Source organism: Pseudomonas sp. GV071 (assembly GCF_003050835.1).
GTDB lineage: Bacteria > Pseudomonadota > Gammaproteobacteria > Pseudomonadales > Pseudomonadaceae > Aquipseudomonas.
The window spans coordinates 511,991-525,082 of record NZ_QAOJ01000002.1; the positions used below are offsets into that span (position 1 = coordinate 511,991).

The following is a 13,092-nucleotide window of genomic DNA, read 5'->3' on the forward strand; positions in this document are numbered from 1 at the left end:
CCTGGCGCGAGGTGTTGTTCGGTTTAGAACGAAGCAGTCAGGCTGGTGTAGACCGTGCGCCCCGGCTCGTTGTAAGTGGCCGCACCGGCGCCTTCGATGTTGGTCACGCCCTGGGCGTTGCCTTCGCGGTACAGGCGTTTGTCGAACAGGTTGTCGACGCCGGCGGTCACGCTGAGGTTTTTGCTCAGCGCATAGGTGCCGCTGGCGCCAGCGATGGCATAGGGCGACAGCGACTGGCTGGAAGTGCCGGTGACCGGGTCGCCGTGGTAGTCGTATTTCTTCGGCTCCTGCTTGCCGTACCAGGCCACGCTGAGCTGCAGCGACAGGTCCTCGCGCACCTGCCAATCGAGCATGGAGTTGAGGGTGTACTTCGGCGTTACCGAGAGCACGTCGCCGGTTTGCTTGTTTTTCGATTGCAGCATGTAGGTGAAGTTGTTGGTCCAGTTCAGGTCTTCGGCCAGCGGCAGGCTCAGGTTGCCTTCCAGGCCTTCGACCAGGGCCTTGGGCACGTTTTCCCACTGGTACACCGCAGCGTTGCGGTAGCTGCCGGTGCCACCGCTGGCCGAGCCGACCGGCGACAGGCCGGACTCGATCTTGTTTTTGTAGTCGTTGCGGAAGTAGGTCAGGCCCGCCACCACCCCGTCGAGTTTGTATTCGATGCCCAGCTCTTTGTTGATGCTGGTTTCGGCCTTGAGGTCATCGTTGCCTTGCAGGTAGCAACTGGTGGTCTGCCCGTAGCAACCCTGGCCACGGCTATACAGCAGGTAGTCCTCATTGAGCTGGTAGAGGTTCGGCGCTTTGTAGGCACGGGCGATACCGGCTTTCAGGGTGAGGGTGTCGGTGAGCACCTGCGACAGGTTCAGCGACGGGCTCCAGTTGTCGCCCACCACATTGTGGTGATCGAAACGCAGGCCGGGGGTGAGCATGGTGCCGGGCAGCAGCTCGATGTTGTCTTCGGCGAACAGCGAGAAGATCTGTGCTTGCGAATCGGTGCTGCGGCCGCTGCTGGTCAACCCGCTGACGGCGCCGCCTTCGCTGGTGGACTGGGTATTGGAACTGGGGTCGTCGAGTTTCTGCTGGGTCCATTCGCTGCCCAGGGTCAGGGTCTGGTCGAGGCCACCCGTCTGTAGCGGCAGGTTCACTTCGCCATGGGCAGAAAGATCGCGCAGTACGGACTCGTAGAAGTCGCTGTTGGAGAAGATGCCTTCGGTGCCGCCGGCCAGGCCTTCGTTGATGCGCTTGTTGCGGGTTTTTTCGTATTGAAGGTAGGCCATCGAGCTGCCGAAGTCCCATTCGCCGCGGTGGGTGAGGGCATAGGTTTCGCGGTAGGTGCGGTTGGTTTCCTCGCCCAAAAGGCTTTTCACCGTGGCATTGCTGTTGGTGTTCTGGGTATCGCCGGTGTAGATGTTGCCCTGGCGGCTGAAGCCTGTTTCCAGCTCCACGCTCTGCTCGGGGGTGAGCTGCCAGCTGAGCAGGGCGTTGACGTCTTTGTTGCGCACGCCTTCACGACCAGCCGGCAGGGTGCCGGCCTGGTTGCCGATGCGGGTGGATTCGTGGCCCTGATTGATGTCCCAGTCGTCCGAGTCGGTCTTGGCCACGTTGCCGTACACGCGGTAGCTGAGGCTGTCGGTGAGTGGGCCATTGAGACCAAAACTCATGCGTTTGGTGGCGCCTTCATCGCCGTGCTGCGGGAAGGAGTTGTAGACCGTGACGTTGCCGTGGGTTTCGGCGCTGGCTTTTTTGGTGATGATGTTCACCACGCCGCCGGCGGCACCGTTGCCATAACGGGCGGCGGCCGGGCCGCGGATCACTTCGATGCGCTCGACCTGATCGGCCGGCACCCAGTTGGTGTCGCCGCGGCTGTCGCGCTCGCCGCGCCAGCCGTAACGCACCGAGTTGCGGCTGCCGACCGGTTTGCCGTCGACCAGAATCAGGGTGTTTTCCGGGCCCATGCCGCGGATGTCGATCTGCCGGCTGTTGCCGCGCTGGCCGCTGGTGGAGTTACCGGTGAGGTTGACGCCAGGCATGGTGCGGATGATCTGCGACAGATCGTTGGCCGGCGGGCGCTTCTTGATGTCCTCGGCGGTGATCACCGACACGCCGGGCGCCTGCTTGGTTTCTTCTTCCGCCGTGGCGACCACCGAGGTGCTTTGTAGCTCCAGCGCTGTGTCGTTCGGCGCCGCAGTGGCAGCGTGCACGCTGGCGGCCAGCAGGTAGCTGGACAATAGCAGGAAGGGGGCAGCAGTGAGCGCGCGTGACGACATCGGGGATCTCCGGGCAATACGGCGGGTAGCGGAAGATCGCAGATGATAAGAGCTCGCAATTAAGAGGCAAGCGCATTAACTTTCTAAACACTTCGGCTTGTCAGTTAACCGCTGGTGCCGCCGGCAAGTGCAGGTGCAAACACAGACCGGGCGCCGCATTGCTCGCCCACAACCTGCCGTTTTGCATCTCGATGGCGCGGCGGGCGATGGCCAGGCCAAGGCCAAAACCTTCACCTGCGCTGCTCTCCAGGCGCTGGTAAGGCTGGAAGATTTTCTCCAGATCGGCTTCGGCCACGCCGCTGCCCTGATCGCGCACCCACAGGTGCCAGAAGTCACCATCACGCTCACCACCGAAGGTCACGGTGCCGCCGGCGGGGGAATGGCGGATGGCATTGCGCAGCAGGTTTTCCAGCGCCTGTGCCAGGCTGTCGAGGTGCACCTGCACCCGGCACTCGACCCCCAGCAAGCAGGGCAGGCGTTCGGCCGCCCAGCCACTTTCGAAGCAGGCGTCTTCGCGCAGCGCTTCCCACACCGACAGCGCCAACACCGGCTCGGTCTCCAGCTGTGGGCGTTCGGTGTCCATCCAGGCCAGGTATAGGGTGTCTTCCAACAGGCGCTGCATGTCATCGATTTCGCGGTCCAGGCGCTGGCGCAATTGCTCCGGTGCCAGGGCGCTGTCATGAGCGATGCGCAACCTTGCCAGCGGCGTGCGCAGTTCGTGGGACAACGTGCGCAGCAGCAAGCGCTGCTGGCTCAGGCTTTGCCGTTGGCGCTCGGCCATGTGTTCCAGGGCCTGGGCCAACTCGCCCAGCTCATCGCGGCGGTTGGCTAGCGGCATGCTCAGCGGCGCGTTATCCAGCTCATCGGCGCGCAACGCATCGGCGCGGTCGCGCAGGCGGTTGAGCGGCACCACCAGGTGGCGGTAAATCAGCAAGCCGAGCAACGCCGCGAGCAATGCCGGCACCACGCCATGGGTGATCAGGTGGGTCCAGGGCGTGAGGCCACTGGGCAGCAGACGTTCCGGCAACTGAATCACCAGGCGGCCCTGCTCGGGGTGTTCGGGAAAATCGATGCTGACGAAGGGCAGCTCGTTTTGCAGGCGCCGGCTCATCGGCCAATCGAGGCGGCGCATATAGGTGAGGTGGCTATATTCCGCGCTGGTGAGCGGCGTGCTGCCGAGGCTTTGCAGGTGATCGCCGAGCACCGCCACCCAGGTGTTTTCCTTGTCTGCCAGTTGCGTGCGAAAACGCTCCACGCCGGCGGCGCCCTGCAGCTGCCAAACGGCTTCGGCCTGCTGTGCGTACTGGGCCAGGTAGTCGCGATCCGGCGGGGCGAGGAAGTAGGTGCTGCGTTCCACCGACAGGCCCCAGATGTAGATCAGCCAGGTCAGCAGCACACAGAAAGCAATCTGCACCAGTGCCAGCTTCCACAGCAGCGGGTGACGGCGCATCAGGCGGTTGCGGCTTCGACGAGCAAATAGCCCTGGCCACGCACCGCCTGAATCTGCAGATGCTGAACGCCTATGTCGGCCAGCTTGCGACGCACGTTGCACACGTGCACATCGAGGCCACGGTCCAGCCGGGTGTAGTTGCGGTGCAGCACGCTCTGGTACAGAAACACCTTGCTCAGCGCTTCGCCGGCATGGGTATGCAGGGTGGCGAGCAGGCGGTATTCGGAGGGCGTCAGGCCGGCGGTGCGGCCGTCCTGGCTGACGTCCTGGGCCTGGTCGTCGAACTGCAGCCGGGCATCCACACGGGGTGCCGGCTGGCGTTGGTCGAGGTGCACGCGGCGCAGCAGGGCGTTGGTACGCGCATCCAGTTCAGCCAGGCTGAAGGGCTTGGGCAGGTAGTCATCGGCGCCCCGGGTAAAACCGGTAATGCGGTCCTGCTCGGCGCCGAGGGCCGACATCAGCATTACCGGGGTGCCGTGCTGATGGCGCAGGCTGTCGAGCACCTGCAGGCCGTCCATGCCGGGCAGCATGATGTCCAGCAGCACCAGGTCGAAGGGCTGTTGTTGCGCGGCGGCCAGGCCCTGCAAGCCGTTGCCGCACGTGGTGACGGCAAAGCCGCGCTGGCGGAAATGCTGGTCCAGGTCTTCGCGCAGGCGTGGGTCGTCTTCGACCAGCAGCAGGCGAGGTGTGGGGGCAGGGTGGTCTAGATGAGAATATTTCACAACTGCAACTATCGCATTTGTCGCCCGATTCTGGCAATCGGCCGTTTGCCGCACTCAGGCATTACCCGGCCACGCGCCGCCTCAACGTTGCCGTGGCGTATAGGGCGTAAGCAAATCCGAACCCAGCCAACGCACCGGCGCTGGAGTCACCAGCGGCGGGCCGGCGTGGTAGCTGCTGGCGTGCTGCGGATCGCCGCTGCCGTCGTACGTGGCCAGCGCGGGATACGGAAAAACGGGGCGACTGGCGCCGGTGGCGGGATTGCGGGTGAGGATCACCTCGGGCGCCTGACCCTGTTCCACCCAGTTGATCAACGGGGTGAGCAGGTCGATCTGCGCCAAGCCTTCGCCGCCGCCGCAGTGGTACATGCCGGGCAACATAAACAGGCGTTCGAACGATTCGGTGGTGGCCTTGCCCAGCTGGTTTTGCAGCGCTTCGTGGTAGGCGATGCTGTTCAGCGGGGTGATGTGCTGGTCCGACCAGCCGTGCCAGAGCAGCAGCTTGTGGCCGGCGCCAGCGAAGGTGGAAAGGTCGGGATTGCTGGCGTCGTACAGCGGGTGGGTGATGCGCAGTCTGTCGAGGGTGGCGGCAGCAAAGTGCAGGTCGCCGGGGCTAAAGTCAGTGGCGGGGTTGGGCTCGAACACCACGTTGCGCAACGCTTCTTTGGCCACTAATTGGCTGCCGGTGGGTTGCTCGGCCTGGTAGGGCACGAACAGCCCGGCCCAGGCCAATTCTGAACCCGGCTGCGGGCCGCCGAGGGTCAGGCGTTCGCCGCTCTTTTGGTCATGCGGGCCGTCGTACAGGCGTTGAGCAGCGGCGATTTCGGCGCTGCTCAGGCACGTCGACGGCGGCTCACCAGGCTTGCACAGCAGCACGCTGAGGTCGACCTGACAGGCGCGTGGGTCATTGAGCAGACCATCGACCTGACCATCCAGGCCATCGCATTGGGTGAGCACCGCCTGGTGCAGCAGCGGCAATTTCGCCGCCAGCAGCACCGGCTGGCCGTTGCCGTCCAGATTGGCGGTGGCTTGCCACGGGTGGTACAGGCCGTTCTGCACGACAAAGATCAGCGACGGCGCGCCCGCGAGAATGCCGTCGAAATCGTGCGGGTAACGTTGCGCTTCCATCAGCGCTTCGCGGCCGCCGTCCGAGCAGCCGCTGAAATAGGAAAACTGCGGCGCCTGCCCGTAGAAACGTGCGATCAACTGCTTCGCCGCCAGGGCGGTGAGGTGCACGCCGCGGTAGGCGAAGTCGATGCGCTGCTGTGGGTCCTGGCCAAACGCACCGCCGGCGCTTTGGTGGCCCATGTCGGTGGAGGCCAGGGCAAAGCCGCCAGTGGCCAACGGCGCGCAACCGTCGGCAACGAACGGGTTGAGCGAGATCTGCCCGCAAAAACCGCCACAGCCCAACTGCAGGTAGCGTCCGGTCCAGCTGTGAAGCGGCAGTTGCAGGCGAAAGCCGATGTGAGGGGCGAGCACGCCTTCGACGTCGCACACGGCAATGTCCTTGGCGCTGCTTTCGACGGCCGTGCGCACCTGGCTGCCAGGGCCGCCGATGGCACTGAGGTCGGCACCGGCCAGCGCGGCGCAGGTCATTACTGGCTTGGCCACCGGCTGGGCGCTGGCGAACCCGGAGGCGATTACCAGCAGGAGCAGCACCCCGCGGAGCACGGCCTCAGCCCTCCCGGTACAGGCGGTTGAGCAAGCCCAACAGCTGTTGGCGTTCGTCGGGGTTGAGGGCAGCGGTGGCGTCCAGGTCGCTTTGCACCACCACGTCTTTGAGGGTTTTCAGCAGTTGCTCGCCGGCCTTGCTGAGAAACAGACCGTAGGAGCGTTTGTCCGGATTACTGCGCACGCGCATGGCCAGGCCGCGCTCTTCCAGTTTGTTCACCATCAGCACCGCTTGCGGCGGCTCGATGGCCAGCGCTTTGGCCAGATCGGCCTGCATGAGCCCAGGCGATTGTTCGATGATGCTCAGCGCGGTGAACTGCGCCGGGCGAATGGCGTGTTCTTCCAGGCGAGTAGCCAGGTGCTGGGAGATCTTCAATTGCACCCGCCGCATCACATACCCCACCAGATTTTCCAGGCCGCTATCGAGCGTGGCCGGGTCGGCGGGCTGTGCCTGGGTTTTGGCGTTGCGGGGCATGAAAAGGTCCTGGGCGGGAAAACTGGTTAGGCATGTTAATAATTTTTTCGCTGGGCTGCACCGCGGATTTTGCTATTTGGTTATCTGTGTTAACAGTTAGGCCCAGCATTTATTGGGGTTTATCGCAATTTAAGGCCAATAGAAGCTAATAAAATCCGGGTCATAATGAAAATATAGTTAATTGACATAACTAAAAAAGCGGCTTAATTTCGCCTCATCTAACCCAGACATGAGGCAGTGAGATGAGTACCTATGAAGGCCGTTGGCAGACCGTGAAAGTGGAATTGGACGAGGGCATTGCCTGGGTCATTCTCAATCGGCCGGAAAAGCGCAACGCCATGAGCCCCACCCTCAACCGCGAAATGGCCGACGTGCTGGAAACCCTCGAGCAGGACGCCGATGCCCGCGTGCTGGTGCTGACTGGCGCCGGTGAGTCGTGGACAGCCGGCATGGACCTCAAGGAATACTTCCGCGAAGTGGACGCCGGCCCGGAAATTCTCCAGGAGAAAATCCGTCGTGAAGCCTCGTACTGGCAGTGGAAGCTGCTGCGCATGTACAGCAAGCCGACCATCGCCATGGTCAACGGCTGGTGTTTTGGGGGCGGTTTCAGCCCGCTGGTGGCCTGCGACCTGGCGATCTGCGCCGACGAGGCGACCTTTGGCCTGTCGGAAATCAACTGGGGCATTCCGCCGGGCAACCTGGTGAGCAAGGCCATGGCCGACACCTGCGGCCACCGCGAATCGCTGTACTACATCATGACCGGCAAGACCTTCGGCGGGCAGAAAGCCGCGGCCATGGGCCTGGTCAACCAGAGCGTGCCATTGGCGCAGCTGCGCGAAACCACCGTCGAGTTGGCGAGAAACCTGCTGGAGAAAAACCCGGTGGTGCTGCGCGCGGCGAAGATCGGTTTCAAGCGCTGCCGCGAACTGACCTGGGAACAGAACGAAGACTACCTGTACGCCAAGCTCGACCAGTCGCGCCTGCTGGACACCGAAGGGGGCCGCGAAGAGGGCATGAAACAGTTCCTCGACGACAAGAGCATCAAGCCGGGCCTGCAAACCTATAAACGCTGATCTCGCCAATACGTCAGGAGGTGTTCCATGTTCGACGTGCCGTTGTTGATTGCCGGTAATGCGCAGCCTGCGGCCGATGGCCGTACGTTTGACCGCCTCAGCCCGTTCACCGGCGAGGTGGTGTCGCGGGTCGCGGCAGCCACTCTGGACGATGCTGACGCGGCCGTCGCTGCCGCGCACGCCGCGTTCCCGGCCTGGGCTGCACTGGCCCCGGGTGAGCGGCGTTTGCGCTTGCTCAAGGCCGCCGAACTGCTGGAAGCACGCGCGCCGCAATTCATGGCCGCGGCCAGTGAAACCGGCGCTGCGGCCAACTGGTATGGATTCAATGTGCAGTTGGCCGCCGGCATGTTGCGCGAGGCGGCGGCGATGACCACGCAGATTCTCGGCGAGGTGATTCCCTCCAATGTGCCTGGCAGTTTTTCCATGGGCCTGCGCCAGCCCTGCGGCGTGGTGCTTGGTATTGCGCCGTGGAATGCGCCAGTGATTCTCGGCGTGCGCGCCCTGGCCATGCCCCTGGCGTGCGGCAACACCGTGGTGCTCAAAGCCTCCGAAGCCAGCCCGTTTACCCACCGCCTGATCGGCCAGGTGTTGCACGACGCCGGGCTGGGCGACGGGGTGGTCAACGTGATCTGCAATGCCCCCGAGGACGCCCCCGCCATCGTCGCCCGGTTGATCGCCAACTCGGCGGTACGGCGGGTGAATTTCACCGGCTCCACCCATGTCGGCCGCATCGTTGCCGAGCTGTGTGCGCGGCAGTTGAAACCGGCGTTGCTGGAGCTGGGTGGCAAGGCGCCGCTGCTGGTGCTGGAGGACGCCGACCTGGATGCCGCCGTCGCTGCTGCGGCCTTTGGCGCGTACTTCAATCAGGGGCAGATCTGCATGTCCACCGAGCGCCTGATTGTCGATGCCAAGGTGGCCGATGCCTTTGTCAGCAAGCTGGCGGCCAAGGTCGCTGAGCTGCGCGCCGGCCCGGCGGAGGATGCCAACGCAGTGCTCGGTTCGCTGATCGATGCCGCCGCTGGCGAGCGTATTCAAGCCCTGGTCGACGATGCCCTCGGCAAGGGCGCACGTCTGGCTGCGGGCGGCGGTTTGCAGGGCAGCATCATGCAGCCGGTGCTGCTCGATGGTGTCACCACCAGCATGCGTTTGTACCGGGAAGAGTCGTTCGGGCCGGTGGCCGTGGTGCTGCGCGGTGAGGGCGATGAGGCGCTGCTGCGCCTGGCCAATGACTCCGAGTTCGGCCTCGCGGCGGCGATTTTCAGCCGCGACGTGTCGCGCGCTCTGGCGCTGGCGCAGCGGCTGGAATCGGGCATTTGCCATATCAACGGGCCCACCGTGCATGACGAAGCACAGATGCCGTTTGGCGGGGTGAAGTCCAGCGGGTACGGCAGCTTTGGCAGCCGCGCTTCCATCGAACACTTCACCCAATTGCGTTGGATTACGGTGCAGAACGGCCCCCGCCATTACCCGATTTAAATCGCATCCGATCTGACAGCAGCACCCGGCATAACAAGAACAATGCAGCGCCCCCATGCGGGCGCCGGACAGAGGAAAGGCACGTGAATGGAGATCAAGTAGCAAGCCACGCTGACCCCGTGGTGCGCTATCGCGAAGTGGCTGTCGGCAGCCCGGGGGTGGCCATCACCCCGCGCGCCGACGGCACGATTTACCTGAGCCCGCAGGAACCCCTGCAACCCTTGCCCGCGCGGTTACTCGACCGCCTGGTGCACTGGGCACAGGTTAAACCGCAGGCAGTTTTTGCCGCCCAGCGTGGCGCCGACGGCCAGTGGCAAACCCTGAGTTATGGCGCGATGTTGGCCAGCGTGCGCGCCATCGGTCAGGCCTTGTTGAGCTACGACCTGAGCGCGCAGCGGCCGCTGGTGATTCTTTCCGGCAACGACCTGGACCACCTGCAACTGGCGTTCGCCGCGCAGTATGTCGGCGTGCCGTATTGCCCGGTGTCGCCGGCCTATGCGCTGCTCTCGCAAGACCTGGAAAAGCTCCGGCATATTTTCAGCCTGCTGCAGCCCGGCCTGGTGTTTGCCGCTGACGCGCAGCCGTTTCAGCGCGCCATCGAGCAGCTGCTACCGGCGGACGTGCCCCTGCTGTTCAGCCGTGGCGAGCTGCCCGGTCGCCACAGCCGTGCGTTGGCCGAGCTGCTCGATACGGCCAGCGTCGAGGCCGCCGATCTGGCGTTCGAGGCCACCGGCCCGGACACCATCGCCAAGTTCCTGTTCACCTCCGGCTCCACCAAGTTGCCGAAGGCGGTGCCCACCACCCAACGCATGCTCTGCGCCAACCAGCAGATGCTATTGCAGACCTTTCCCGAGTTCGCCCGCCAGCCGCCGGTGCTGGTCGACTGGCTGCCGTGGAACCACACCTTTGGCGGCAGCCATAACGTTGGCATCGTGCTCTACAACGGCGGCAGCCTGTACATCGACAACGGCAAGCCGACGCCACAAGGCATGGCCGAAACGTTGCGCAACCTCAAGGACATCTCGCCCACCGCCTACCTCACCGTGCCCAAAGGCTGGGAAGAATTGGTGTCGGCGTTGGAGCAGGACGGCGAATTGCGTGCGCGCTTTTTTGCCAAGGTCACGCTGTTTTTCTTTGCCGCCGCCGGCCTCTCGCAAAGCATCTGGGACCGCCTCGACAAGGTCGCCGAGCAGCACTGCGGCGAGCGCATCCGCATGATGGCGGGCTTGGGCATGACCGAGGCGTCGCCGTCCTGCACCTTCACCACCGGGCCGCTAGCCGTGGCCGGTTACGTCGGCCTACCGGCGCCCGGCTGCGAGATCAAACTGGTGCCGGTGGACGGCAAGCTGGAAGCGCGTTTCCGTGGCCCGCACATCATGGCCGGCTATTGGGGTTCGCCGCAGCAAACCCTGGAGGCGTTCGACGCCGAGGGCTACTACCGCTCCGGTGATGCGCTGAAATTTGCCGACCCGCAGCAGCCGCATTTGGGGTTGATGTTCGACGGGCGAATTGCCGAGGACTTCAAATTGTCCTCGGGGGTGTTCGTCAGCGTCGGCCCGCTGCGCAACCGCGCGGTGCTGGATGGTGCGCCCTATGTGCAGGACGTGGTGGTGGCTGGGCCGGACCGCGAGTGCCTGGGCCTGCTGGTGTTTCCGCGCCTGGCGGATTGCCGGGCACTGGCCGGTTTGCCGGCGGCAGCGGGCGATGCCCAGGTGCTGGCCCATGAGCGGGTGCGCGGCTGGTTCGCCGCCTGGCTGCAGCGCCTCAACCGTCAGGCCACCGGCAATGCCACGCGCCTGGAATGGATCTGCCTGTTGAGCGAGCCGCCGTCGATCGACCGTGGCGAAATCACTGACAAAGGCTCGATCAACCAGCGGGCGGTGTTGCAGCACCGCAGCGCGCTGGTGGAAGCGCTGTACCGCGGCCAGGCGATCCAGATCATTCGCGCCCAGGCCTGAGCTATTCCCGCCCCTGCGCCAACGCAGGGGCGCGGCACACAACAATAACAATCGAGGTTCACATGCCCACTTCCTACGCGCAGACCGACGCGTCGCTGCGCACCATCGCCCTGTGTTTTATCGTCGCCATGCTCGAAGGCCTGGACTTGCAAGCGGTCGGCGTCGCCGCGCCAGCCATGGCGCAGAGCTTCAACCTGAGTTCAGCCTCCCTGGGCTGGGTGTTCAGTGCCGGACTGTTCGGCCTGTTGCCCGGTGCGGTGTTTGGCGGCTGGCTGGCCGACCGCTTTGGCCGCAAGAGCGTGCTGATTGCCGCCGTGGTGTTGTTCGGCGCGTTCTCCCTGCTCACCGCCCATAGCGCGAGTTATGAACAGCTGCTGGCCGCGCGGCTGGTCACCGGCCTGGGCATGGGCGCGGCGTTGCCGATTCTGATCGCCTTGTCGTCGGAAGTGGCCAGCCCAGGTTTGCGCAACCTGGCCGTCAGCCTGACCTACTGCGGGGTGCCGCTGGGAGGCGCCGTCGCGGCCTTGATCGGGATCTTTTCGGTCAGCGGCGATTGGCGTTTGGTGTTCTACGTCGGCGGCGTGGCGCCCCTGGTGATTGCCCTGTTGTTGCTGCGCTGGCTGCCCACTCCCGCGGTGCGCCAGGGGCAGGCGGTGCCATTGGGCAGCATCGCCCAGGAGCTGCTGGGCCAACGTCGAGGCCTGTCTACCCTGCTGTTGTGGGGCGCCTGTTTCTGCACCCTGACCATTCTCTACATGCTGCTCAACTGGCTGCCGACCTTGCTGATCCAACGCGGTTTGAGCCGTCTGGATACCGCCACCATTCAGGTGCTGTTCAACATCGGTGGCGTCGCCGGCTCGTTGCTGGCCGGGCGGTTGATGGACCAGGGCAAAGCGCTGTTGGCGGTGCTCCTGGCCTACGCCGGCATGCTAGCGGCGTTGCTGGCGCTGGGCACCACCGAGCAGCTTCAGGGTTTGTACGCCGCCGGCCTGGCGGCGGGTGCCTGCGCCGTTGGTGGGCAGTTGATTTTGTATGCGCTGGCGCCACGTCTTTACCCCGCCCAGGTGCGCGCCACCGGCGTGGGTGTGGCGGTCGCGGTCGGGCGCTTGGGCTCCATGAGTGGGCCGTTGGCCGCCGGGCAATTGCTAGCGGCGGGGGCAGGGGTCAGCGGTTTGCTGCTGGCGGCCTCACCCCTGGTGGCGATTGCCGCCTGTGCTGCTGCGGTTTTGCTCAAGCGTGACCACAACGCCTGATTCCTGAGTATCTGATGGGTACAGCAAAAAGCATCGCGGCTGAAGCCGCTCCCACAAACAACTCGATCCTTGTGGGAGCGGCTTCAGCCGCGATGCTTTGGGGGAAAAGGGCACACCGCAAGGGTGTGCCCGGTACGCGGGTTACACTCCGTCCATGCGGTACACGCTGATCAACACTTCATGCTCGCTCACCCCATCAATGGTGCCGACGAAGATGTAGTCGTTCATCCACGCATGCTTACCCGGTTGAGTCTTGAACGCAGGCACGGTGCGGCAGTAGAAGTCGGTTTCTTTCATGTCCTTGAGCTCCAGGCCTTTGGCTTTTTTCGCCAGGCCGGATTCGTTCAGGCGCCAGATGCCGGCGTTGTCGATGATGATGATCTGACCGTCATCGGTCTTCAGCCGATACAGGGCGTTGATGCGGGTAACGCCGTCCTCGCGCATCACCGACATGTCCGCACCGCCGGGCACCACGGTGCCTTTCATGGCGCTGCCGTCGATGTCTTTGCCAACAAAGGTGCCGCCGACAATCGGGTAGTTCAGGCGCAGGCCATCCGGGCCTTTGCCCATCTCTTCACGTTGGCCGAGCTGCACGTTGATTTGCAAAACCAGGTCGTCGGTCAGGCGGTTGGGGATCTTCTCCTTCAGCTCGTTGGCCTGGGTTGGCGGCAACCAGGCTGTAGTCATGGCCAGGCAGAGAGCGCCGAACAGGCGCAGGGTGTTGCGGTGGGTGTTTAGTACATTCATTCGTGC

General features: G+C 64.3%; 10 protein-coding genes. 4 read left to right on the forward strand and 6 right to left on the reverse strand.

Annotation, left to right across the window (positions count from 1 at the left end):
* Nucleotides 1–23: 23 nt before the first annotated feature.
* The 5 genes from C8K61_RS06310 to C8K61_RS06330 form a co-directional block, all read right to left on the reverse strand.
* Nucleotides 24–2,264 carry a TonB-dependent siderophore receptor gene (locus C8K61_RS06310; RefSeq protein WP_108095347.1) on the reverse strand — a complete coding sequence of 747 codons (2,241 nt, stop codon included), beginning with the start codon at nucleotides 2,262–2,264 and terminating at the stop codon, nucleotides 24–26.
* A gap of 100 nt (nucleotides 2,265–2,364) precedes the next feature.
* The gene (locus C8K61_RS06315) at nucleotides 2,365–3,714 is read right to left on the reverse strand and encodes a sensor histidine kinase (RefSeq protein ID WP_108095348.1); all 1,350 of its coding nucleotides are present in this window, start codon (nucleotides 3,712–3,714) and stop codon (nucleotides 2,365–2,367) included.
* Nucleotides 3,714–4,436: a response regulator transcription factor gene (locus C8K61_RS06320; RefSeq protein ID WP_108095349.1), complete on the reverse strand. Its 723-nt coding sequence runs from the start codon at nucleotides 4,434–4,436 to the stop codon at nucleotides 3,714–3,716. The genes C8K61_RS06315 and C8K61_RS06320 overlap by 1 nt, the downstream gene beginning before the upstream one ends.
* Nucleotides 4,437–4,517: 81 nt before the next feature.
* Nucleotides 4,518–6,104, reverse strand: coding sequence for a tannase/feruloyl esterase family alpha/beta hydrolase (locus C8K61_RS06325; RefSeq protein WP_256589368.1), 1,587 nt, complete (start codon nucleotides 6,102–6,104; stop codon nucleotides 4,518–4,520).
* A 4-nt stretch (nucleotides 6,105–6,108) separates the two neighbouring features.
* The gene (locus tag C8K61_RS06330) at nucleotides 6,109–6,579 is read right to left on the reverse strand and encodes a MarR family winged helix-turn-helix transcriptional regulator (RefSeq protein WP_108095350.1); all 471 of its coding nucleotides are present in this window, start codon (nucleotides 6,577–6,579) and stop codon (nucleotides 6,109–6,111) included.
* Nucleotides 6,580–6,821: 242 nt separating this feature from the next.
* Between C8K61_RS06330 and C8K61_RS06335 the strand changes: the two genes are divergently transcribed.
* The 4 genes from C8K61_RS06335 to mhpT all read left to right on the forward strand — a co-directional run bounded on the left by C8K61_RS06335 (nucleotide 6,822) and on the right by mhpT (nucleotide 12,339).
* Nucleotides 6,822–7,652, forward strand: a complete 831-nt coding sequence (locus tag C8K61_RS06335) for a p-hydroxycinnamoyl CoA hydratase/lyase (protein ID WP_108095351.1) — start codon at nucleotides 6,822–6,824, stop codon at nucleotides 7,650–7,652.
* Nucleotides 7,653–7,679: 27 nt separating this feature from the next.
* Entirely contained in the window at nucleotides 7,680–9,128 is a 1,449-nt protein-coding gene (locus tag C8K61_RS06340; protein ID WP_108095352.1) for an aldehyde dehydrogenase, read from the forward strand.
* Nucleotides 9,129–9,211: 83 nt separating this feature from the next.
* Nucleotides 9,212–11,086, forward strand: a complete 1,875-nt coding sequence (locus C8K61_RS06345) for a feruloyl-CoA synthase (protein ID WP_108095353.1) — start codon at nucleotides 9,212–9,214, stop codon at nucleotides 11,084–11,086.
* 62 nt (nucleotides 11,087–11,148) lie between these two features.
* Nucleotides 11,149–12,339 (forward strand): 3-(3-hydroxy-phenyl)propionate transporter MhpT, encoded by a 1,191-nt coding sequence (gene mhpT / locus C8K61_RS06350; RefSeq protein ID WP_108095354.1) that lies wholly within the window; start codon nucleotides 11,149–11,151, stop codon nucleotides 12,337–12,339.
* Nucleotides 12,340–12,480: 141 nt separating this feature from the next.
* Here the strand turns inward: mhpT and C8K61_RS06355 are convergent, their stop codons facing one another.
* A complete protein-coding gene (locus C8K61_RS06355) occupies nucleotides 12,481–13,086 on the reverse strand; it encodes a DUF3237 domain-containing protein (RefSeq protein WP_108095355.1) in 606 nt (201 codons plus the stop codon).
* Between the last annotated feature and the right edge of the window lie 6 nt (nucleotides 13,087–13,092).